This is a genomic window from Pseudonocardia sp. DxW, assembly GCF_058448985.1.
Genome location: NZ_JBZFLK010000028.1, coordinates 18,811 through 40,550 on the forward strand (window position 1 = coordinate 18,811; position 21,740 = coordinate 40,550).

Annotated in this window: 19 protein-coding genes; 7 read left to right on the top strand and 12 right to left on the bottom strand. The window is 70.5% G+C overall.

The window, feature by feature from the left end:
* Positions 1–129: 129 nt before the first annotated feature.
* From ACVJO7_RS29730 to ACVJO7_RS29745, 4 genes are all read right to left on the bottom strand, one after another.
* Positions 130–1,575, bottom strand: coding sequence for an MmgE/PrpD family protein (locus ACVJO7_RS29730; RefSeq protein ID WP_491675682.1), 1,446 nt, complete (start codon positions 1,573–1,575; stop codon positions 130–132).
* Positions 1,535–2,299 carry an N-acyl homoserine lactonase family protein gene (locus tag ACVJO7_RS29735; protein WP_491675683.1) on the bottom strand — a complete coding sequence of 255 codons (765 nt, stop codon included), beginning with the start codon at positions 2,297–2,299 and terminating at the stop codon, positions 1,535–1,537. Before ACVJO7_RS29735 ends, ACVJO7_RS29730 begins: the two co-directional genes overlap by 41 nt.
* A 66-nt stretch (positions 2,300–2,365) precedes the next feature.
* Entirely contained in the window at positions 2,366–3,415 is a 1,050-nt protein-coding gene (locus tag ACVJO7_RS29740; protein ID WP_491675684.1) for an NAD(P)-dependent alcohol dehydrogenase, read from the bottom strand.
* A 5-nt stretch (positions 3,416–3,420) separates the two neighbouring features.
* A complete protein-coding gene (locus ACVJO7_RS29745; RefSeq protein WP_491675685.1) occupies positions 3,421–4,833 on the bottom strand; it encodes an aldehyde dehydrogenase family protein in 1,413 nt (470 codons plus the stop codon).
* A gap of 242 nt (positions 4,834–5,075) precedes the next feature.
* Between ACVJO7_RS29745 and ACVJO7_RS29750 the strand changes: the two genes are divergently transcribed.
* Entirely contained in the window at positions 5,076–5,894 is an 819-nt protein-coding gene (locus ACVJO7_RS29750; protein WP_491675686.1) for an N-acyl homoserine lactonase family protein, read from the top strand.
* Here ACVJO7_RS29750 and ACVJO7_RS29755 read toward each other — a convergent pair.
* The 7 genes from ACVJO7_RS29755 to ACVJO7_RS29785 all read right to left on the bottom strand — a co-directional run bounded on the left by ACVJO7_RS29755 (position 5,891) and on the right by ACVJO7_RS29785 (position 13,850).
* Positions 5,891–6,661 (bottom strand): IclR family transcriptional regulator, encoded by a 771-nt coding sequence (locus ACVJO7_RS29755; protein WP_491675687.1) that lies wholly within the window; start codon positions 6,659–6,661, stop codon positions 5,891–5,893. The genes ACVJO7_RS29750 and ACVJO7_RS29755 overlap by 4 nt on opposite strands.
* 39 nt (positions 6,662–6,700) lie before the next feature.
* The gene (locus ACVJO7_RS29760) at positions 6,701–7,447 is read right to left on the bottom strand and encodes an enoyl-CoA hydratase/isomerase family protein (protein WP_491675688.1); all 747 of its coding nucleotides are present in this window, start codon (positions 7,445–7,447) and stop codon (positions 6,701–6,703) included.
* Positions 7,444–9,033 (bottom strand): class I adenylate-forming enzyme family protein, encoded by a 1,590-nt coding sequence (locus ACVJO7_RS29765; RefSeq protein WP_491675689.1) that lies wholly within the window; start codon positions 9,031–9,033, stop codon positions 7,444–7,446. The genes ACVJO7_RS29760 and ACVJO7_RS29765 overlap by 4 nt, the downstream gene beginning before the upstream one ends.
* Positions 9,030–10,214, bottom strand: a complete 1,185-nt coding sequence (locus ACVJO7_RS29770; RefSeq protein WP_491675690.1) for an FAS1-like dehydratase domain-containing protein — start codon at positions 10,212–10,214, stop codon at positions 9,030–9,032. Before ACVJO7_RS29770 ends, ACVJO7_RS29765 begins: the two co-directional genes overlap by 4 nt.
* Before the next feature lie 26 nt (positions 10,215–10,240).
* Positions 10,241–11,410, bottom strand: coding sequence for an iron-containing alcohol dehydrogenase family protein (locus ACVJO7_RS29775; protein WP_491675691.1), 1,170 nt, complete (start codon positions 11,408–11,410; stop codon positions 10,241–10,243).
* Positions 11,411–11,535: 125 nt separating this feature from the next.
* Positions 11,536–12,618 (bottom strand): zinc-binding dehydrogenase, encoded by a 1,083-nt coding sequence (locus ACVJO7_RS29780; protein WP_491675692.1) that lies wholly within the window; start codon positions 12,616–12,618, stop codon positions 11,536–11,538.
* Between the two features lie 44 nt (positions 12,619–12,662).
* Complete coding sequence (locus ACVJO7_RS29785) at positions 12,663–13,850, bottom strand: CaiB/BaiF CoA transferase family protein (protein WP_491675693.1); 1,188 nt, start codon at positions 13,848–13,850, stop codon at positions 12,663–12,665.
* 276 nt (positions 13,851–14,126) lie between these two features.
* Between ACVJO7_RS29785 and ACVJO7_RS29790 the strand changes: the two genes are divergently transcribed.
* The 4 genes from ACVJO7_RS29790 to ACVJO7_RS29805 all read left to right on the top strand — a co-directional run bounded on the left by ACVJO7_RS29790 (position 14,127) and on the right by ACVJO7_RS29805 (position 17,729).
* Positions 14,127–15,062, top strand: coding sequence for an NAD(P)-dependent oxidoreductase (locus ACVJO7_RS29790; RefSeq protein WP_491675715.1), 936 nt, complete (start codon positions 14,127–14,129; stop codon positions 15,060–15,062).
* Positions 15,063–15,141: 79 nt separating this feature from the next.
* Entirely contained in the window at positions 15,142–15,522 is a 381-nt protein-coding gene (locus ACVJO7_RS29795) for a carboxymuconolactone decarboxylase family protein (protein ID WP_491675694.1), read from the top strand.
* Between the two features lie 76 nt (positions 15,523–15,598).
* Positions 15,599–16,957: an MFS transporter gene (locus ACVJO7_RS29800; RefSeq protein ID WP_491675695.1), complete on the top strand. Its 1,359-nt coding sequence runs from the start codon at positions 15,599–15,601 to the stop codon at positions 16,955–16,957.
* Positions 16,958–17,033: 76 nt separating this feature from the next.
* The gene (locus ACVJO7_RS29805; RefSeq protein WP_491675696.1) at positions 17,034–17,729 is read left to right on the top strand and encodes a 2,3-bisphosphoglycerate-dependent phosphoglycerate mutase; all 696 of its coding nucleotides are present in this window, start codon (positions 17,034–17,036) and stop codon (positions 17,727–17,729) included.
* A 79-nt stretch (positions 17,730–17,808) separates the two neighbouring features.
* Here ACVJO7_RS29805 and ACVJO7_RS29810 read toward each other — a convergent pair whose 3' ends face one another.
* Positions 17,809–19,293, bottom strand: coding sequence for an aldehyde dehydrogenase family protein (locus ACVJO7_RS29810; protein ID WP_491675697.1), 1,485 nt, complete (start codon positions 19,291–19,293; stop codon positions 17,809–17,811).
* Between the two features lie 308 nt (positions 19,294–19,601).
* Here ACVJO7_RS29810 and ACVJO7_RS29815 point away from each other — a divergent pair, with 308 nt between their 5' ends.
* Entirely contained in the window at positions 19,602–20,990 is a 1,389-nt protein-coding gene (locus tag ACVJO7_RS29815; protein WP_491675698.1) for an MFS transporter, read from the top strand.
* Positions 20,987–21,736: an N-acyl homoserine lactonase family protein gene (locus ACVJO7_RS29820; protein ID WP_491675699.1), complete on the top strand. Its 750-nt coding sequence runs from the start codon at positions 20,987–20,989 to the stop codon at positions 21,734–21,736. The genes ACVJO7_RS29815 and ACVJO7_RS29820 overlap by 4 nt, the downstream gene beginning before the upstream one ends.
* Positions 21,737–21,740: the final 4 nt, after the last annotated feature.

Below are 21,740 nucleotides of genomic sequence, written 5' to 3' on the forward strand. Positions count from 1 at the left end.
GGTGCCGGTGAAGCGCGCGACCGCGATCCGGCGCATCTGCCGGCTGCTCCCGTGCGGGCAGGGCATGGGTGTGCCGGCGCGCCGGTTCGGCCGACGTCACCGATCCTCTCGAACGAACGTCGGAAGCCCTCAGGCACGGGGAGCGTCGGCGAGCTGCTCGGCGAACGACCTGGTGTCCCCGACGTCCTCCAGACGGGAGGCCGTCGCGATCCAGGAATCGGTGTCGACGCCGGGGAGCGCGTCGCGCCACTTCGCGGCGAGTTCCGACCAGGTCGGTTCTCCGCGCAGGCTGTGTCCTCGCGGGTGGTCGACCCGCCGCGTTCCGCTCCTGCCGTCGGCGAGGGCGATCGTGACGACCGATCCGCGGCCGTCCGGCTGGTCCCGGTCGAGGTCGGGGTCGGTCCGCAGGGTTACCCGCTCGCGGAGCCGGGCGAAGACGGGATCGCTCTGGATCTGCGGGAAGTAGGAGCCGGACAGACTGATCCCGTGGTGGATCAGGGCGACCGACATCATGTCCTGCAGGCAGATGTTGTGCATGGTCCGCCCGTCGACCACACGCCTCGCGTGTCCCGGCATCCCGACCTGCACCGACTCGATCGTCGCCGGCTCCGCGCCCAGCTCGTCCGCGACGGCCAGCGCCGCCTCGACCGCCGCGTGGATCGGGTAGCCGGCCCGCATGAACTTGAAGTTCGCGCCGCTGATGCCGAACTCGGTCCCCAACCCGCGCACCACGCGCTCGGCGCCGTCCTCGACACCCCAGGCGTCGAGCAGCCCGTGCCGCTCGCCGATCACGTCGGCGACCCCCTCCAGCCCCGCCTCGGCCATCAGGGCCGCCCCGACACCCGCCGAGGCGTACTGGCCGTTGCAGAAGGCCTTGCTGATGTGGTCGTCCTCGCGGAAGAGGGCGACGAGCCCGTTCGCGCGGAACGTGGCCAGCGCGATCGCGTTCGCCTGCTGCCGGACGTCGAGCCCGAGAACTCTGCCGCACGCGACGGCCGCGCCCACGGCGTGCAGGAAGTCGGCGTGCACGTGGTACGTGTCCTTGAGACTGAACGTGCCGCCGCAGGCGTCGATCAGCCGGGTGCCGACGTCGTAGCCGAGTACCACGGCGTTGATCAGCTCGGCACCGCCGGAGCCGCGTAGCTGCGCCACCGCGAAGGCGGCGTGCACCAGAGTCGATCCCGGGTGACCGCCGACGACGTGCGCCCCGTCGATCTCGTCCGCATGGGCCGCAGTTCCGTTGGCCAGCGCCGCGAGCTCGGCCGAGGAGCGCCGGCCCGTCCGGTACACGACCGCGTCGGAGGAGGCGACCTGGCCGGTGACGTAACCCGCGGCCAGCTGCCCCGCCCGGCAACCCGCGCCGAAGTAGGAGCTGGCCAGCTCGTCGAGGATCACGAGCTTGGCGCGTTCGCGGATCTGCTCGGGCAGCGCCGCTGCCGAGGTGCTCACGGCGTACTCCGCGAGGGTGCCCGTCAGGGTCGTGGGGGCCGTCACCGGCATGGAGGTTCCTCTCTGATCCGGTCGCGCTGCGATGTCAGTAGCCGAAACGGGACTTCTCGACCACCACGTGGTCATGGCTGGGCAGCGGGGTCCACCCGGTGGCCCGCAGGTGCGCGAGGCTGGCTCGGTAGGCCGTGAGGTCGGTGAACCGACTGGACGGGAGTGCGTGGTCGGCGCCCCCGTTCTCCCAGTTCTCGAACGTGTCCACGCAGTCGCCGGTGATCACGAAGGTGCCCTCGCCCGTGGCGACGTGGACGCCCTGCGAGCCCGGCGAGTGCCCCGGCAGCGGTACCGCCCCGACTCCCGGCGCGATCTCGGCGGCACCGTCGAGAGGACGGACCCGGTCCAGGAACCGCGCGAAGGGCGGGATCACGCCCGGACCGATGCCGTAGGCGAGATGGTGCCCCGAGCACGGTGCCACGGCGTGACCCAGCTCGGCCCGCTGGATCAGGATCTCGGCGTTGCCGAAGGCCGCGTTGTTCGAGCAGTGATCCCAGTGCAGGTGCGTGTTGACGACCAGGTCGACGTCCTCGGCCCGCACCCCGATCCGGGCGAGGGCATTCTCCAGCAGCTCGGGCTCCTCCACCACATAACCGTGGGAGATCTGCCCGCGGATGAACTCCTCGTCCGCCGGCCCCCCGGTGTCCACCACGATGGTCCGATCGCCCGAGCGCAGCACGAACATCACCAGCGGCAGGCTGATCCTGCGCCCGGTCGCATCATCGAGGTAGACCAGCTCGGCTTCGACACCGCGGAGCTCACCGAGCTTCACCGCGTCGATGACCCAGTGCGTCGTCATCTACGACCAGCCCTTCCACAACGTTGTGGGCTCCGCCCGGGAGCCGTGTCCCTCGACGGCCGGGGTTCAGGCCCGCGCCATCGTCGCGATGTCGATCACGAAGCGGTATCGCACGTCGCCCGCGGCGAGCCGGTCGAACGCCTTGTCGATGTCGTCCGCGGTCACCACCTCCACCTCGGCGGCGATGTCGTGCTGCGCACAGAAGTCCAGCATCTCCTGCGTCTCGGCGATCCCGCCGACCAGCGTGCCCGCCAGCGAACGGCGGTTGTTCAGCAACGAGAAGACGTCCAGGGTGACCGGTCTCGTCGGCACGCCGACATTGACCCACGTCCCGTCCAGAGCCAGCAGGCCGAGGAACGCGTCGTAGTCCACGTTCGCCGGCGCCGTGGAGACGATCAGGTCGAACGTACCCCGGAGGTCGTCGAAGATCGACGGATCAGTGCTGAGCCGGTAGTCGTCGGCCCCCAGACGGTAGGCGTCCGGCTCCTTGGCCGAGGTGATGTCGAAGACGGTGGTGTGCGCCCCCAGCGCCGCCGAGATCGGCACGCCCACGTGCCCCAGCCCGCCGAACCCGACGATCCCGACCCGCATGCCGGGTCCGGCCTTCCAGTGCCGCAACGGGGTGTAGGTGGTGATCCCGGCGCAGAGCAGCGGCGCGGCCGCCTCCAGCGGGATCTCGTCCGGGATCCGGACGACGTACCCCTCGTCGACGACGATCTTCTCGCTGTACCCGCCGCGGGTGCGTCCGCCCCATCGATCGAGGCCGTTGTAGGTGAGGGTGTTGCCGTTGCGGCAGTACGGTTCCATCCCGGCCCGGCAGTAGTCGCACTCCCTGCACGAGTCGACCAGGCATCCGACACCAACCCGGTCCCCCACCGCGAACCGCCGCACCTGCGGGCCCACCGCGGACACGACGCCGGCGATCTCGTGGCCGGGCACGATCGGGTAGAAGGTCTGGCCGAACTCGCTGCGTGAGCGGCTCACGTCGGTGTGGCAGATACCGCAGTAGGCGATGTCGATCAGGACGTCGCCCGCACCGACGTCCCGACGCTCGATCGTGAGCGGTGCGAACGAGTCCTCGGGGCCCGCCACGGCGCGGGCATTGACGGAGATCATGCCGGTCAGCCGATGGACTTGTACTCGAGGTACTCCTCGATGCCGTACCGGCCGAACTCCCGGCCGATGCCGGAGAGCTTGAACCCGCCGTGCGGTGCCCGCGGGTTGATCGCGGAACCGTTGATGCGGATACGGCCGGCGCGGAGCCGGCCGGCCACGGCCCGGGCGTGCGCGTCGTCTTCGGCCCAGACGGCTCCGGCGAGGCCGTAGTCGGTGTCGTTGGCGATCCGGAGGGCGTCCTCCTCGTCGTCGAACGGGACGATGACGACAACCGGACCGAAGATCTCCTCGCGCGCGACGCGGGAGGTGTTGTCGCCCGAGAACACCGTGGGCTTCACGAAGAAGCCCTTATCCAGTCCCTCGGGGGCCTCCGGGCCGCCGGTCACCAGCTTCACGCCCTGCTCGAGGCCGGACTCGATGTAGCTGCGGATCCGGTCACGCTGGTTCACGTTGGCGACCGGGCCCAGGGTCGTGGCGGAGTCGTACGGATCCCCCAGCACGTAGCTCTCGGCCTTGCGGGCGGCCACCTCCTCGGCCTCGGCCAGCCGCGACCGCGGCACCAGCACCCGGGACAGTCCGCCGCAGACCTGGCCGGAGTTGCGGAACGCGTCCTCGATGCCGACCTCGACGGCCGTCTTCAGGTCGGCCCCCTCGAGGACGATGTTGGCCGACTTGCCGCCCAGCTCGAGGGCCACCTTCTTCACCCCCTGCGAGGCCAGCTCCATCACCCGGCGCCCCGCGCGGACCGAGCCGGTCAGCGAGACCATGTCGACCAGCGGGTGGGTCACGATGGCCTCGCCGACGACGGGCCCGGTGCCGGAGACCAGGTTGAACACGCCCGCGGGGAAACCCGCCTCCTCGACCATCTCGGCGAAGATGAACGAGCTCAGCGGCGCGACCTCGGTGCCCTTGAGCACCACGGCGCAGCCGGCGGCCATGGCCGCGCCCGCCTTCATGCAGACCATCCGCATGGGGCCGTTCCACGGGGTGATCGCGCCGACGACGCCCGCGGGCTCGCGGGCGACGACCGTGTGGTCGACCTCCTCCGACCAGACGATCTCGCGAAGGCTGGTGACGATGCTCCGCAGATCGGTGACCGCGAACGCACCCTGCTGGTCGACGGCCGCGGAGTACGGCTGGCCGATCTCGCCGACCACGGCGCGGGTGATCTCCTCCGCCCGCTTCTCGGTCAGCTCGGCGAGGCGCTCGGTGAGCCGCACCCGTTCGTCGACCGAGGTTCTGGACCAGGCGGAGAACGCGGCGGCGGCGGCCTTCGCCGCGGCATCGACGTCCTCCGGTGTCCCGTCCGGGATGGTGGCGACCGGCTCCTCGGTCACCGGGTTGACGACGGTGATCACCTCGATGCCGGTGGAGGGCACCCACCTGCCGTCGATGAAGATCTTGTCGCGGTCGATCACCGGGCACGCTCCTTGAGCATCGTCACTGTTGCCGCGTTAGGGTGGTTCGCATATCAGAACTAGTGATCGTGATAGCGGCCACCACGTTACGAGCGTGCCCCGGCGGTGTCAACGGCCTCAGCGGCACGCCCCCGAGCTGCACCCCCACGGACCAGGGTCATGATGGCGATCGACGCCGACGCGGCGACCGCGGTGTCCGGTCACCGGCCGATCGCCGACCCCCCGACGACGGGAGCGCACACATGGACGCGACGACCGACCTCTACGAGGTCTACGCCCTCCGCTACGCCACCCGGTCGAACACGACCCGCAGCGGCACCTTCTACCGCTACGAGCTGTACGACGAGCCCGACGGCCCCGTCACCACCGGCTACTACTTCTGGCTGATCCGCAACGCGTCGCGCACCGTCCTGGTCGACTGCGGCTACAGCGAGACGAAGGCGGCGGCCCGCGGCCGCGGCTTCACCGCGACGCCGCTCGAGCTGCTCGCCCGGCTCGGCGTGCGGGCGACGGACATCGATCACGTCGTGCTCACCCACATGCATTTCGACCACGTGGGCAACATCGGGCTCTTCCCGGGCGCCACGTTCAGCATCGCCCGGGCGGAGCTGGAGTTCTGGGCCGGCCCCCTCGGCAGCCGCACGACGATCGGCTGGGCGGTCGAGGCCGATGAGCTCGCGCAGGTCCAGCGGCTCGGCCGGGAGGGCCGGCTGTACCTGACCGACGGCCGCGGCGACGAGCTCGCACCGGGGATCCGGGTGACCACCCTGCCCGGCCACACGCCCGGCCAGCTGATCGTCGACGTCCCGACCGCCACCGGCAGGGTGGTGCTCGCCTCGGATGCCGCGCTCTACTACGAGATGCTCGAACGCGATCGGCCGTTCCACATCTTCACCGACCTCGCAGCGTCCTACCGCGCGCTCGACGAGCTCCGCAGTCTCGGCGCACGCCCGGGCACCGCCGTCGCTCCCGGGCACGACCCGCTGGTCTCGGACCTGTTCGAGGCGGTCGCCCCGGCCTGCGTCGACCTGACCCGGCCGATCCACGGTCTGCCCGGTTAGACCGGCTCGCGCGGGGAGTCCTTGCGCCGCGTCCAGGACGCGACGTGCTTGAGCAGCGCTCGGCGGACCTTCTGCTCCCGTGGCTCCACCTCCGCGGTCTGCCCGATCAGGACCGCCGCGGCCACGCTGTCTCCGACCTGGTTGCGAACGACCGAGGCGAAGGCGATCTGTGCGCCGTGATGCCGGAAGTTGCGGGCGACGCCGGACTTGCGGATCTCGCCGAACTCGGCGAGGAACTCCGAGACCGCCTCGCTGTCCTCCCCCTGCTGGCGGCGTAGGTAGGCGTCCCGCTCGCCGTCGGTCTTCTCCGCGAGCAGCGCCTTGCCGCCCGCCGTGTTGATCAGCTTGCGCCGGATGTTGCTGCGCGCGGCGAACCCGGTGAGCGCGTCGGTGCCGGACTCCCCGATGTAGATGAGGTGGGCGCCCGCCTCGACACCGAGAAAGACCGTCATCCCGGTCTCCTTGTGCAGCGCGTCCAGATCGGCCTGGCTGACCTGGCCGGCGCGGATGTGCCCGCTGGCCAGGGTCAACCCGTAAATGGCGGGGCCCAGATAGAACCGCCGGTCGGCCTCGTAGAGCCATCCCTTCGCCTGCAGGCCCCGGATGAAGCCGTGCACCGAACTCTTGGGTGCGTCCAGGGCACGGGAGAGCTCGGCGAAGCCGATCCCCGGGTGGTAGACGACCTCTTCGAGGATCTGGGTCACCCGGTCGATGGTGCGGTGGTTCTTCGGGCCGCCGGGTTCGGTCTCGGTGGCGTCGTCGGTCACGCACGCCACCCTAGCCGAGCCACGGCGGATCATTCGTCATTACGAACCGACGAAGTTCGGCGGCCGCTTCCCGACCGACGCCGCGATCCCTTCGGCGAAGTCCGCGGTGTCCAGCAGTGCGGCCTGGGCGGCCGCCTCCAGGTCCAGGGCGGCGGACACGTCCGAGACCAGTGTCCGGCGCAGCGTGGCCCGAATGGCGGACACGGACAACGGCGCCGAGGTGGCGATCCGGGTCGCGAGCTCGATCGCGGCGGCCCGCGGGTCGTCGGCGACGGCGTCGACGAGCCCGAGAGCGGCCGCCTCCTCACCCGAGACGGAGCGACCCGTGTAGAACAGCTCCTGGGCCCGCTGTGGACCGACGGCCCTCGGGAGCGTCACCGACAGCGCGAAGCCCTGGTGGAAACCCAGCTTCGCGAAGTTGGCGGTCAACCGGGCCGCCGGGGCGGCCACCCGGAAGTCCGCGGCCATCGCCAGTCCGAGGCCACCACCGATCGCGCCGCCCTGGACGGCGGCCACGATCGGTGTCCGCCCGGAGAACAGCCGGAACGCCTGCCGGTACACCCGCCGGATCCCGGCCGCTCCCATCCCGCGCAGGTCGGCACCGGCACAGAAGTGCTTCCCCTGCGCTCCGAGCACGACCGCCGTGACGTCCTTCCCGTCGTCGAGCGCGAGGTAGGCGTCGGCCAGCTCGGTGAGCAGTGCCTCGTCGAAGAAGTTGTTCGGGGGCCGTCGCATCTCCAGCAGGGCCACCCGGTCGGCCACCGTCTCCAGCACGACCTCGGTCACGCGATACCTCCCGTCGAGGCCAGCTCGGCGGCCGCGATCGCTTTCTTGTCGATCTTCCCCGAGTGGGTCATGGGCAGCGGCTCCCGTGTGATCCGCCAACGGCTCGGAACCGCGAAGGACGCCAGCCCGGCCGTCAGCGCCGCCGCCAGGTCCTCGGCCGAGAGATCCTTCTCGACGACGACCACAGCCATGACCTCCTCACCGAGGTCCGGGTGCGGCACGCCGAACACCGCGGACTCGACGACCCCGTCGATGGCGGCCAGGCCGTGCTCCACCGCGGCCGGGGCGATGTTCTCGCCTCCTCGGATGATCATGTCCTTGGCGCGTCCGGTGATCCAGAGATACCCGTCGTCGTCGACCGTGCCCAGGTCGCCGGTGTGCAACCAGCCGTCGTCGTCGATCGGGGAGTCGGCGGCGCCGAAGTACCCGATCATCTGGGTGGGGCAGCGAATCAGGATCTCGCCGTCCTGCAGGTCGGTGGGATCGAGGATGGACAGCTCGACCAGCGGCAGCGGGCGACCGGTGCTGCCGGGGCGCTGCGTGGTGTCCCTGCCCGAGGCCGCGGTGGCCTGGCCGCCGTTCTCGGTCAGCCCGTAGCCGGTCGCGACCCGGGGCTCGACGCCCGGGAGTCCCGCACGCAGCTGGGCCAGAAACTCCCCGTGCACCGGGGCCCCGCCGACCGTCACCGAGGTGATCGAGGTCAGGTCCCGGGTCCGCACGTCCGGGTGCTCCAGGACGCGGGAGACCATCGTGGGCACCGCGCTCCACCGGGCGATCTTCCACTGCTCGATGAGCCACAACGCCTCGGCCGGGTCGAACTTCCCGGCCGGCATGACGAGAGTGTCCCCGACCGTGATCGCCCGGATCAGGGTCTGGATGCCGCCGATGTGGAACATCGGGCCGGTGTGCAGGCCCGCGTCCCCGGTCGAGGAGTCGACCAGCTGGGGCAGCCGCCGGGTGATGTGCAGCAGCATCTGCAGCCCGGCCAGCAGGGACCGGTGCGAGAGCACGACGGCCTTGGGCTTGCCCGAGGTCCCGGAGGTGAACACGAACGCGGCCGGGTCGTCCTCGTGGTGGCCCGCAGCCCGGGACACACCGACCATCTCCTCGTCCGCTGCCGGTGCCGGGGTATCCCACGGTCCGAAGGGGGCGCCCGGGGGCAGTCCACGGGCTGCGCGCGGGTCGGCGAGGACGAGCGCGGGCTCGAGCAGCGCCAGCGCGTCGGCCACCTCACCCCGCCCCCACCAGGCGTTGCCCAGCACGGGCACCGCGCCGACGGTGACCAGTGCCCAGAAGTTGATGATCCACTCAGGGCTGTTGAACCCGGTGAGCAGCACCCGGTCCCCCGGGCGCAGCCCGCCCCCGGCGAGGATGGCCGCCTTCGCCTCGGCGGCCCGGCGCATCTCGGCGAACGTCACGACGTGCTCGCCCTGCACGATGTGCGGCCGGTCGCCCCATCGGTCGGCAAAGGCGAGCAGCGACCCGATGTCGGTGGGCCGCTCGGTGTACACCCGGAACGGGATGCCCCGGACGATCTCGGTGCCGATCTCCTTCCCCCACGCCTCGCCGCTCCACTCCCCGGTCATGGCTGCTCCTCGCGCCGCGGGAGCGCCACGGTCGCGGTACCGGGCATGCAGGCCTGCTCGCGCTGGTTGGTGGCCCAGGTCTCCAGGTGCACCACGGCGTCGCCGTCGGCGTCGATCTCCTTGCCGACGACCTCGCCGCCCAGCCGGACGACGTCCGACAGGTAGACGTGCGAACGGTACTGACCGTGGATCGCCTTCACCGCGCCGGCGTCGCCCATCCAGTGGGTGAGCGTGTGGATCTGCCAGCAGGTGCGCTGGATGCCCACGTCGTAGGCGATCTGCGCACCCTGCAGCCGGGCCGCGTAGTCGTTGTAGTGCACCGAGTACACGGGCTCGAGAGCGAAGGTGCTCGGGTCCCGGAACGCCCACTTCGGATGCTTCTTGTAACGACGCAGCGCGACACCGTGCGCGGACAGCCGTGGGATCGGGGCCGCGCCGGACGCCACGTAGGCGATCTCGTCGGTGAGCCCGATCGGGCCCTTGGTGATGGTGTCGAGCTCGTCGCCGACCTCGACGTCCTCCCAGTACCGCGGCTCGGCGCCGCGCGGGGTCTCGTCGAGGATGTCCTGCTCGACCGCGGCGAGCTGCTCGTCCGTCCACGGGTGCGGGAGCTCGATCTTTCGGCCCTCACGGCGCTTCTGCATCTCGGTGCGCTCGAAGCGCATCCGCGAGCAGATGAATCGCGCGACCAGCTCGCCGTCCTGGTTGGTGTACTCCTGACGCAGGTAGTCCTTGATCCGGCGGCCGCCGAAGTTGCTCTCGATCGGGTCGTCGAAGCCGTCGAACCACACCCGAGAGGTGATCTTGTCGTCCACCTTGATGGGGGCGTGGAAGGTGATGTCGGTCTCGGCGTGGAAGCCGCCGAGGCCCGGCCAGCCGACCTGCACCGATCCCAGGCAGGCGAAGATGAAGCTCGGCGGGGCGACGATGGTGCCGTAGGGCCCCTGCTCCGCGTACTCCGCGTCGGTCCACAGCGGGTTGTCGTCGCCGATGCCCTCGGCGAACCGCAGGATGGACAGCCGGGTGGCGTACTCGTTGTTGACGCAGGCGTCCGTGCGCAGCTCGGTCCCGATGAGGTCGCGCATCTTGGTCATCATCGCGTCGGTGAATTTTCCGGTGGCCAGTTCCTTGCCGAACCCGGAGTCGGGGTCGCTCTGGGTGGTGGACTCGGTCGTCGTCATCGCACTTCCTCGTGTTGGGTGCGCCGTTACCAGGCGCTCGTCAGCAGGGCGCGGACCTCGTCCGCCTCGGGTGCCCGCGGGCCCGCGGTGATGGCCCAGTCGTCCATGGAGTGCTCGACGACCGCGGGCAGGGAGTGCTCCGGTACGCCGATGTCCTGGAGCCTGCGCGGTGTGTCGAACACGTCCAGCAGGTGCTCGACCTGCGCGACGACCCCTTCAGCACTGCGATCGGCGATCCCCAGGTAGTCGGCGATCGCGGCGAGCCGGTCCGGAACCACCTCACTGTTGAACCGCATCGCGTGCGGCAGGAGCAGCGCCTCCACCACGCCGTTCGGCGCGGACGAGCGGGGGCCGACGGCATGGGACAGGGCTTGTGCCAGGCCGCCGCCCGTGAAGTCGGTGCCCTGACCGCTCATCACCGCGGCGAGCATCAGCTGCAACCGGGGACCGGCGTTGTCGGGCTCCTTGGCGACCTGCGGCAACCAGGTGACGACCGTGCGCAGGGCATGAGCCAGCAATGCGTCCGCCAACGGGTCGACGCTGCGGGACTGCAGGCCCTCCACCGCCATCGAGAACACGTTCAGCGCGGCCGACCAGCTCAGCCGGGGCGGTGCGGTGAGAGCCATGGCCGGGTCGAGCACGACCCCCTGGGCGCGCGCCTTCGGGTCGAACAGCGCCAGTCGCTCACCGGTCTCCGGGTCCCGCAGCGCGGCGCCCGCCTTCGCGTACGCCGAGGTCGGCGAGCTCGGCACGACCCATTGCGGCAGCTTCGGCGCCGTCAGCTTCGGGCTGATCAGCTTCCCGTCGACCCGCCGGGTGCAGAGGTCCCGGACGTCCTGCCCCTCGCCGAGCAGGATCGTGGCCGCTCGGGCGGTGACGACGGAGGAGCCACCGCCGACCGCGATCACCGCGTCGGCGCCGTGCTCCGCCAGGAACTCCCGCGCCGCGACGACCGACGGGATCGGACTGTGTTCCTCCACCCCGTCGTACTGGCCCACGAACCGCTCGCCCAGCGCCTCGTGCACGCGACCCATCGCCTCGGCGTGGGCGGCGACGGCCGGTATGCAGACGACGACGGCCCGACGGGCGCCCACACGTGCCAGCTCCCGCGGCAGCGCCGCCAGTGCACGGTCCCCGCAGAACGTGCGGAAGGCCGGCGTCGTGTGCCGGAGGTCCAGGTCGCGTTCAGCGCTCATGTGATCTCGCTCCTTCGGAGATGTCGCACCCCCTACGTCGGGTGCTCGGTCGCGCACGCCGGACATCGCACATGCGACCCGTTGCACGTACGCGGCGACGGGCCGCGGCCGTTCGCCCGGCGCCGTCACAGGTCCAGCTGCACTACTGCCCGGCCTCGGACGCGGCCGTGGTGCTGGTCGTCCACCGCCGTGTTGAGCTGGTCCAGGGAGTAGCGGTCGGTGACCAGCGCGCTCGGGTCGAACCGCCCGTCACGGGTCCACTCGATGTAGGTCGGGAAGTCCCGCAACGGCTCGGTACTGCCGCCGACGCATCCCACCAGACGCTTCTCCCCGTTGATGAGGTCGAAGGCGCTCAGCTCGAACCTGGCCCGCGGGATACCGACCATGACGTCGGCGCCACCGCGGATACCCGCCCCCCGGATGCCCGGCCGGACCGCGGCCAGGCTCACCGGGATGTTCGCTCCGATGCCCGTGCAGTCGAAGACGTGGTCCGCGCCGCTCGTGCCGTCCTGGTGCGGGGTGAGTTCACGGACGACCGCGACCGGATCCACCGACCGAGCGTTCACCGCATGCGTGGCTCCGAACTGCCGGGCCAGCTTGAGCTTGTCGTCGTCGACGTCCACCGCGACGATGGGGGACGCCCCGCGGACCACGGCGGCGGCCAGGGCACACAGGCCGACACCGCCGGTCCCCCACACCGCGACCGCGTCACCGGCCTGCACGTCCGCGCTGTTCAGCACCGCGCCGGCCCCCGTCATCACCGCACAGCCGATGGTCGCGCCGAGGTCCAGCGAGGTGCCCGCTGGGGCCCTGACCAGCCATTGCTCGTCGACGACGGCGTGCGTACCCCAGGTGAAGGTGTTGTGTGTGCTCGCCTGGTCTCCGCCGGGGAAGCGCACCCGCGACGGGAGGGGCGGGCGGCCCAGCAACGGAGTGCGCGGTATCCAGGTGGTCAACACCTCGTCCCCCGGCTCCACGTAGTCGACCGCGGAACCCACCTCGACCACGGTTCCGATGGACTCGTGACCCAGCAGCATCGGGGCCGTGCGGCTGAGGTCGAAGATCCGGTCGAGCTGAGAGTGGCAGACCCCGAACGCCCGCTGCCGCACGATGACCTCGTGCGGCCCGAGTTCACCGATCGTCACCTCACGGAGCTCGAGCCGCTCCTGCCCGGGGGGCAGGACCGCGATGCGCGCTTCCACTGTCATGTCAGCCTGCTCCATTCCTGCGCCGGACCGCTCCGCCTCCGGGCTCAGATGACACCGGCGTCACGGAGCTTCCCGATGTCGTCGGGCGACATGCCGAGCTCCTCGGCGAGAACCTGGTCGGTGCTCTCCCCCAGCTCGCCCGACCGGGTCGGTTCGACCATCGGGGAGTCCGAGAGGAACAGCGGGCTGCCGAGGGTCGTGAACGTCCCCCGCTCGTCGGTGACCTTGCGGATCACACCGCGGGCCTCGACATGCGGATCCTCGAGCAGCTCGGGCAGCGTCACCACCGGAGCACACGGGATCTTGAGGTCCTTCAACGTCGCTGCGAGGTCGTCCTTGGCCCGGGTAGCGGTCCAGCGACCGACGATCGCGTCCACCTCGTCCATCGCGTCGCACCGGCCCTGCATGGTGGCGAATCGCGGGTCGTCCGTCGCCGGATCGCCCATCAGGACCGACAGCCGCTGCCAGTGCTTGTCCGTCGGGCAGAGCACGGTCACCCATCCGTCGGCGGCGGGGTAGGCGTTGTACGGCGCCACGGACATCCCGCCGTGGCGGTTGCCGGTCCGTTCGTGGGTGGCGGTGCCCGGGCTGAGCAGGCCGGCGATGTTCGAGGTCAGCGACGGCACGATCGCGTCCTGCAGCGCGACCTCGACGTGCTGGCCGCGCCCCGTGCGGGTGCGCTGGAACAGCGCTGCCAGGACGCCGGCGAGGATGTGGGTGCCTGCCATGAAGTCGACGACCGATGGTCCGGTACGCACGGGAGCCCCGTCGTCGAAGCCGGTGGTGGACATGATGGCGGTGCGGGCCTGGATGGTGAGGTCCATCGCGGACTCGCCGGCGTAGGGGCCGAACGACCCGAAGCCGGTGCCGGTGGCCATGATCAGCCGCGGGTTGACCTCGCGCAGCTGCTCCCAGCCCACCCCGAAGCGGTCCAGCGCACCGGGTGACAGGTTCTGCACCAGCACGTCGGCGCCGCGCACGAGGTCGCGCAGGACCTGCTGGCCCTCGGGCCTGCTGAGGTCGAGTGTGATGGTGCGCTTGCCGGAGTTGAGGAAGCGGAACTGGATCGGATACCCGTCGGCGTCGACCGTGGGCAGCCGCCGGTAGGGGTCACCCTGCGGGGACTCGACCTTGATCACGTCGGCGCCGAGGCGGGCCATCAGCATGGTGCAGTACGGGGCGAAGTAGAACTGTCCGACACAGATCACCTTCACGCCTTCGAGGGCGGACATGGGATTGCCTCCGTCGCGTCGGGCGCGGCACCGCCGGCGAGGTCGAGGCTCACTCCACACCGAGGTGCCCAGTCACGGACCACGTTGTTCGTAAATATGAACTACAGTCCGTATTTACACCCGCCAGGCTACGGCCGCCGAACCGGCGGTGTCAACGGACGTCCACCGTTGACACCGCCACGACACGGTCCTACCGTTTATTCGCGCATACGGTCATTTGTTCGGAATCGCGAACAATGACTCAGCCGCGGCACCCGAGGCCGCCGCTGTCCGTTCATCGACGAAAGGGCAACCATGAAGGTCGGCTTCATCGGGCTGGGAACCATGGGGCGGGGGATGGCCCTCAACCTGCGTCGCGCGGGCTACGACCTGGTCGTGCATGACCTCAACCGGGCGAGCGGCGCACCGCTGCAAGAGGCGGGTGCGACCTGGGCCGACTCCGTGGCCGGCCTCGCGAGCCAGGTGGACGTCGTCCTCACCTCGCTGCCCGGCCCGGTTGAGATGCGAACGATCGGCACCGAGCTGCTGGAGGCGCTCGCCGCCGGTAGCTCCTGGTTCGACCTGACCACCAACTCCCCCACGGTGGTGCGGGAGGTGCACGCCCAGGCCCGCGAGCACGGCGTCGAGCTGTTCGACGCTCCGGTCTCCGGCGGCCCGAAGGGCGCCAACACCGGCAAGCTGGCGATCTACGTGGGCGGCGACCGCGCCGCCTTCGATTCGGTCGGGTCCGTGCTCGACACGATCGGAGACCAGGTCATCTACGTGGGCGAGATCGGTGCGGGCAACATCGCCAAGCTCGCCCACAACTGCGCCAGCATGATCATCCGCTCGGGCATCGCCGAGGTGATCACCATGGGTGTCAAGGCCGGCGTCGAGCCGACCATGCTGTGGCACGCCCTGCGCCAGGGCGCCATCGGCCGCGCCCGGACGTTCGACCGGGTCGGCGACCGCTACCTGCAGGAGGCGTTCGACCCGCCGTCGTTCGCGCTCGCCCTGGCGAACAAGGACCTGCGTCTGGCCCTGGAGCTGGCCGAGGAGTTCGACGTCCCGATGCGCTCGGCGCGGCTGGTCCAGGAGGACTTTCACGAGGCGCTGGACCGCGGCTGGGGCGACCGGGACTCGCAGACCCCGCTGCTGCTCCAGAACGAGCGTGCCGGCGTGACCATCAAGATCTCCGCCGACGAGGCCCGAGCGGTCCTGGACCGTGGCTGAGCGCCGGACCCCACCCCGACCGGGCGCACCGGCACGGTCACCCCACCCAGCTGACCTGATAGAGACGACAGGAGACGACGTGGACGACACCAGGACCACCGGCCGCCGCATCATGAACGAGCTGATGGGCGAGGGCTACGTGGAGAAGAAGGACTCGGTCAAGAACTCGTTCAACGACGTCATCCACGAGTACTCCGAGGAGGTCTGCTTCGGACGGATCTGGGCGCGCGACGGCATCGACCGCAAGACCCGCAGCATCGTCAACATCTCGGTGCTGACCGCGCTCGGGCGCCCGGCCCAGCTCGCGCACCACGTCGAGGGCGCGATCGCGAACGGCGCCACCGTCGAGGAGATCAAGGAGATCCTCCTGCAGACCGCGCTGTACTGCGGGCTTCCGGCCGCAGGCGAAGCCTTCAAGGTCGCCGAGGGCGTGCTGCGCTCCGGCGGCCACCTCGACTGAGCGCGCCCGGCCCCCGCACCACACCCGTCACCACGTCCGCGGACTCGTGCCCGCGTCGAAGAGACAAGGAGAGGCAATGACGCACTCGGCAGAGGCGTCCCCGGAGACCGGGGCGACGCCGGCCGTCGCCGACGGGAGCACGCCGCAGGGAATGCGGCGCGTCGCCTCGGCGAGCTTCATCGGCACGATCATCGAGTTCTACGACTACAACATCTACGGCGTCGCCGCGGCGCTGGTCTTCCCCATCGTCTTCTTCCCGGCCCTCGGCCCGGTCGCCGGCGTGGCCGCCTCCTTCGCCACCCTCGGTGTCGCGTTCGTCGCACGACCGTTCGGCAGCATCCTGTTCGGCCACTTCGGTGACCGCTACGGCCGCAAGAAGACCCTGATCGCCACCATGCTCCTGATGGGTGTCGCGACGCTGCTCGTCGGCCTGATGCCCACCGCGGCCACGATCGGTGTGGCCGCGCCGATCATGCTCGTGGTGCTGCGGATCCTGCAGGGTCTGGCCGCGGGTGGCGAGTGGGGCGGGGCGGTGCTGTTCGCCTCGGAGAACTCCCCCAAGGCCAAGCGGGGCTTCTGGTCGATGTTCCCGTCCTTCGGCGGCGGCATCGCGATCATCCTGGCCAACATGACGTTCTTCCTCACCGCGATCCTGATGAGCAACGAGACGTTCGTGGCCTGGGGCTGGCGGATTCCGTTCCTCGCCAGCATCGTGCTCATCTTCGTGGGTCTCTGGATCCGGCTGAGCATCGGCGAGACGCCGGTGTTCAAGAACCAGGCCGCACGGACCGGCGTCGCGCGCACGCCGTTCCTGGACGCTTTCAGGAGCCAGCCGAAGCAGATCGCGCTGGCGACCGGCACCGCGACGATGACGCTGTCACTGACCTACGTCGGCGGCACCTACCTGATCAGCTACGGCACGACGGTGCTGGAGCTGCCCCGGCCGGACGTTCTGGCCGTCGCGATCCTGGGCGGCGTCGCCATCTCGGTGACCGTCGTGCTGGGCGCGTGGCTCTCCGACCGGATCGGCCGGCGCCGCGTCATCCTCGTCGCCGCCTGCGCGGCGATCGTGTGGACCCTGGCGCTGTTCCCCATCCTGGAACTCCGCACACTGACCGCGTTCACCGTCGGTGTGCCGATCACGATGGCCATCTCGGGCCTGGCGACCGGTCCGCTCGGTGCGTTCCTGTCCGAGGTCTTCCACACGCGCTACCGCTACACGGCCACCGGGCTGAGCTACAGCCTCGCCGGCATGCTCGGCGGCGCCGTCCCACCGCTGATAGCAGGTCCGATCATCGCCGCGTTCGGCGGCTTCACCTTCGGCGTGATCATGGCCGGTATCGCCCTCACCAGTCTCATCTGTGTGCTGATGATCGGCGAGACGCGCCAGCTCGAACTCGACCGTGAGGACGACCCCACCGGGTCGCGCACCTGAGGGGTCCCGATCCCGTCGCGGTCGGGGCCAGCAGCGGCTGCCCCGACCGCGACGTTCCACATCCGGGACCGTCACCATGCGAACACTCGTCCTGCTCCGCCACGGTGAGAGCGTCTGGAACGCCGAGGACCGCTTCGCGGGCTGGACGGACGTGCCGCTCTCGGACGCGGGCAGGGCGGAAGCGGCCGGGTGCGGCGCGCGGCTCGCCGCCGCGGGGCTGCTCCCGGACGTCGTGCACACCTCGCTGCTGCGCCGGGCGATCTCGACGGCCGACATCGCACTCGACGCCGCCGACCGGCACTGGATCCCGGTCCGTCGCAGCTGGCGACTCAACGAGCGGCACTACGGAGCTCTCGAGGGCTGCCTCCGTGAGGACGTCCGCTCCCGTTACGGCGAGGATCTGTTCGCGGCGTGGCGGCGCTCCTACGCCGTCTCCCCGCCGGCTCGCGAACGATCCGCCGGCGAGCCGGCCGAGGCGGACCCGCGCTACCGCGGCCTCGAGGTCCCGACGAGCGAGTCACTCCGGGACGTGCTGCGGAGGCTGCTGCCCCACTGGCACGGCGTCGTCGCCGCCGACCTCGCCGCCGGACGCACCGTCCTGATCGTGGCCCACGGCAACGTCCTGCGGGTGCTGATCAGCCATCTCGAACGCATCCCCGCCGAGGAGATCCGGGAGATCGCGGTTCCCACCGGCGAACCGCTCCGCTACGAGGTCACCGAGGCACTCCGCGCGGCGGGCCCCCGCCGGCTCGTGGGGCCTCCCCGGAGATAGGGCGCCGCGGCGGTTCCGGTCCGGGACGCACGACGGCGGCCCCCGACACGCGTGTCGGGGGCCGCCGGTGCCGAGGTCCTCAGGCCAGCTGCGAGACCACCGACTTCGTCTCCAGGTAGTTCTCCAGGGCCTCGGGCCCGCTCTCCCGACCCCAGCCCGACTGCCGGTAGCCCCCCGCGGGCATGTACGAACCGCCCGCGCGGTGCACGTTGATCCCGACGCGTCCCGCGCGCAGGCGGCGCGCCACCGAGTGCGCGAGAGCGCCGTCCCGGGTCCAGATGCTCGAGGCCAGACCGTAGGAGCTGTCGTTGGCCAGCGCGACGGCCTCGTCGGTGCCGGAGAAGGGCATGACCCCCAGTACCGGTCCGAAGATCTCCTCCCGCATGACGGTCATCGACTGGTCGACGTCGACCAGCACGGTCGGCTCGAAGAAGTAGCCCTCCTCGCCGACCCGAGCGCCCCCGCTGACGACCCGCGCCCCGTCCTGGCGACCCTGGTCCACGTATCCCGACACCCGGTCGAGCTGCTTCTGCGAGATCAGCGGACCCAGATCGGCGGTCGGGTCGGATCCCGGTCCCACCCGCATCGAGCGACCGACCTCGGCCACGCCCTGCACGACCTGCTCATAAACCGACTCGTGCACGAAGAGCCGGGTCCCGGCCGCGCACACCTGCCCGGAGTTCCAGAACACCGCCGATGCCGCCCCCGGGATCGCGGCATCGAGGTCTGCGTCCGCGAACACCACGACCGGGGACTTGCCGCCCAGCTCCAGCGACAGCTTCTTCATGTTGCCCGTCGCCGCGTGCACGATGAGCCGACCCACCTCGGTCGACCCGGTGAACGAGACGGTGTCGACGTCCGGGTGCTCGACCAACGCCGCTCCCGCGCGCTCACCGAGACCGGTGACGACGTTCACCACCCCGGCCGGGACACCTGCCTCCACCAGCAGCTGCCCGAGCCACAGCGAGGTGAGCGGGGTCTCCTCGGCCGGCTTCAGCACGCACGAGCACCCCGCGGCCAGCGCCGGGGCGAGCTTCTTGGCCGCCATGGACAGCGGCGCGTTCCACGGGGTGATCAGGCCGGCCACCCCCATCGGCTCGCGGAGGGTGTAGCCCTGGACCCGGCGGTCACCGGGGCCGAGGTCGACGGTCCGGCCGTGGATCTTGTCCGCCCAGCCCGCGTAGTACCGGAACTGGGCGGCGGCCTCGAGCACCATTGCCGTGGCCTGGGCGACCGGCAGCCCCAGGTTGAGGCTCTCCAGGCGGGCGAGCTCGTCGGCCTGCTCGCGCATGAGATCGCCGACCCGCCACAGCACCGCTCCGCGCTCGGCCGCCGGGAGCCCGCGCCACCGCCCCTCCTCGAAGGACCGGCGGGCCGCGCGCACCGACTCGTCGACCACGTCGACCCCGGCGTCGGGCACGGACGCGATCACGGCGCCGGTGCTCGGGTCGAAGACCGGGGTGGACGACGTCGCCGACGCACGCGTCCACTCGCCGTCGATCAGCATGGCGACGGGGTCGTCCTCACGCGTCGGCAGCTGCGGCCACGCGGTGGATGCGGACATCGTTGTCTCCAGACTTCTCGGCCAGGTTCATATTTACGAACCATCGATCGATATGTCGACATGCTCGCATTGGGCGTCCACGAGTGTCAACGGCCCGGCCATCCTCCGGAGAGAGTATTGACCTGCAGCGACCCACCTGGCTAGCTTCCTGCAGTTAGTTCCCGATGGCACACATGAGTTCTTATGTACGAACTTCGGGAGATGTGGATCGGACCACGCGGTCCGCAGCCGGAAGACACGGAACCCCGAGACGGACGAACAAGCCCGCGCCCGTCGCCCTCAATGATGAGTATCCGAGGAGTTGTCCGATGACCACACACTTGCCCGCCGAGGGCGTTACCCCCCACGGGCCGGGTGGCGGAGGGACCGTTCCCGCCGGGCAGGCCTCGTCCCCGCGCAAGATGCGCAAGGTGGCGCTCGCCAGCTTCATGGGCACCCTCATCGAGTTCTACGACTTCGCCATCTACGGCACAGCAGCCGCTCTCGTCTTCGCCCACGTCTACTTCCCTGCGCTGGGCACCCAGGCCGGGACGGCGGTCGCGTTCGCGACGCTCGGCGTCGCGTTCGTCGCCCGCCCCCTGGGTTCGATCCTCTTCGGCCACTTCGGAGACCGGCTCGGCCGCAAGCGCACGCTGATCGCGACCATGACGCTGATGGGCGCAGCGACCGTCCTCATCGGCCTCCTCCCCACGGCAGCCGCGATCGGCGTCGTCGCGCCCATCCTGTTGGTCGTCCTGCGGATCGCTCAGGGCCTTGCGGCCGGAGGGGAGTGGGCCGGAGCCGCCCTGTTCACCTCCGAGCACTCCCCCAAGGAACGCCGCGGGTTCTGGGCGATGTTCACCAACCTCGGCGGCGCCGTCGCGAACATGCTCGCCCTCGGGACGTTCCTCCTCGCCGCGCTCTACATGAGCGACGAGACCTTCATGACCTGGGGCTGGCGGATCCCGTTCCTGCTCAGCATTCTTCTCCTCGTCGTGGGCCTCTACGTGCGGCTCAAGATCGAGGAGACTCCCGCGTTCGCCGCCCAGGCCAACCGGGGCGCCCAGGGCGGCCTGCCCTTCAAGGAGGCCATCGCCCAGGGGTGGAAGCAGATGTTGCTCGGCGCGGGCGCGCTAGTGATGGCGTTCTCGCTCGGCTACATCGGGATCGCGTTCCTGATCAACTACGGCACCGCCACTCTGGAGCTCAGCCGGCCGTCGGTGCTGGTCGCGGGCATAGTCGGCAACCTGGTGAATGCGGTGTTCTGCATCATCGGTGGAACCCTGTCCGACCGCTTCGGGCGTCGGAAGGTGCTGCTGGTCGCGAATGCACTCGGGATCCCGTGGGCCTTGGCGCTGTTCCCGGTTCTCGACATCGGCGGCCTCGGTGCCTTCTACGTCGGCATGATCGTGACCTTCATGCTGGCCGGCACCGGCTTCGGCGTGGCCGGGTCGTTCCTCTCCGAGCTCTTCCCGACCCACTACCGCTACACCGCGGCCGGGCTGACCTACAGCCTGGGCGGCGTACTCGGCGGTGCGATCCCGCCGCTGATGGCCGCAGCGATCATCGGCACCTACGGCGGCTTCTTCTTCGGCGTCCTGCTCGCCGGGTACTGCCTGGCCGGCTTCCTCTGCACCCTGGCGGTGCGGGAGACCAAGGACCGCGACCTCATCGAGGCCACCACACCCGCTCCCGCGATCGGAGAGACCACCGCATGACCCCTACCATCACCGCGCTGTCCGTGGGCCGCGTGTTCGGGCTGCACAAGCCGTCGCTGACCTACCTGCGGGGGTGGGGCGAGACCCTCGACATTCCGTTGATCATGTTCGTGATCCAGGGGCTCGGCGCCCCGGTGGTCGTCGACACCGGAGCCGACATCGACCGGGCCGAGGAACACCACGGGATCAGCATGGAGCAGTCCCCGCGGGAACGGCCGGAGACCGCCCTGCGGGAGATCGGGGTCGACCCGGAGGAGGTCGGTGTCGTCGTCAACACCCACCTGCACTGGGACCACAGCTCGAACAACCACCTGTTCCCGAACGCCCGCGTCGTCGTGCAGCAGCGTGAGATCGACTACGCGAGCGACCCGGTGCCCTGGCACCGCAAGCAGTTCGAGGCCCAGCCCGGTCTGACGGCGGCGTGGCGAAGGGCCGAGGACCGGATCGACGCCATCGACGGCGACGCCGAGGTGGCTCCCGGCATCTCGGTGGTCACCCTGCCCGGGCACACTCCCGGCTCGCAGGGGGTCGTGGTGGCAGCCGGGACGAAGCGGTACCTGCTCGCGGGTGACTGCATCGACCTGTACGAGAACTGGGCCGGAGACGCCCAGGACGACCACATCCCGTCGGGCTTCTTCACCGACATCGTGGCGTACGACGACAGCCTGAAACGGATCGAGAAGCTCGGGTGCGAGGTCATCCCGAGCCACGATCCGCTCGTGGTCGAACGCCGCGAGTTCCGCTGACACC

Excerpts from the sequence above, each read along its gene's own strand:
- ACVJO7_RS29730 (WP_491675682.1), bottom strand. The coding sequence starts at position 1,575 with ATGACCACGTGGTGGTCGAGAAGTCCCGTTTCGGCTACTGACATCGCA.
- ACVJO7_RS29735 (WP_491675683.1), bottom strand. The coding sequence starts at position 2,299 with ATGACGACGCACTGGGTCATCGACGCGGTGAAGCTCGGTGAGCTCCGC.
- ACVJO7_RS29740 (WP_491675684.1), bottom strand. The coding sequence starts at position 3,415 with ATGATCTCCGTCAATGCCCGCGCCGTGGCGGGCCCCGAGGACTCGTTC.
- ACVJO7_RS29750 (WP_491675686.1), top strand. The coding sequence starts at position 5,076 with ATGGACGCGACGACCGACCTCTACGAGGTCTACGCCCTCCGCTACGCC.
- ACVJO7_RS29765 (WP_491675689.1), bottom strand. The coding sequence starts at position 9,033 with ATGACCGGGGAGTGGAGCGGCGAGGCGTGGGGGAAGGAGATCGGCACC.
- ACVJO7_RS29770 (WP_491675690.1), bottom strand. The coding sequence starts at position 10,214 with ATGACGACGACCGAGTCCACCACCCAGAGCGACCCCGACTCCGGGTTC.
- ACVJO7_RS29775 (WP_491675691.1), bottom strand. The coding sequence starts at position 11,410 with ATGAGCGCTGAACGCGACCTGGACCTCCGGCACACGACGCCGGCCTTC.
- ACVJO7_RS29780 (WP_491675692.1), bottom strand. The coding sequence starts at position 12,618 with ATGACAGTGGAAGCGCGCATCGCGGTCCTGCCCCCCGGGCAGGAGCGG.
- ACVJO7_RS29785 (WP_491675693.1), bottom strand. The coding sequence starts at position 13,850 with ATGTCCGCCCTCGAAGGCGTGAAGGTGATCTGTGTCGGACAGTTCTAC.
- ACVJO7_RS29800 (WP_491675695.1), top strand. The coding sequence starts at position 15,599 with ATGACGCACTCGGCAGAGGCGTCCCCGGAGACCGGGGCGACGCCGGCC.
- ACVJO7_RS29805 (WP_491675696.1), top strand. The coding sequence starts at position 17,034 with ATGCGAACACTCGTCCTGCTCCGCCACGGTGAGAGCGTCTGGAACGCC.
- ACVJO7_RS29810 (WP_491675697.1), bottom strand. The coding sequence starts at position 19,293 with ATGTCCGCATCCACCGCGTGGCCGCAGCTGCCGACGCGTGAGGACGAC.
- ACVJO7_RS29815 (WP_491675698.1), top strand. The coding sequence starts at position 19,602 with ATGACCACACACTTGCCCGCCGAGGGCGTTACCCCCCACGGGCCGGGT.
- ACVJO7_RS29820 (WP_491675699.1), top strand. The coding sequence starts at position 20,987 with ATGACCCCTACCATCACCGCGCTGTCCGTGGGCCGCGTGTTCGGGCTG.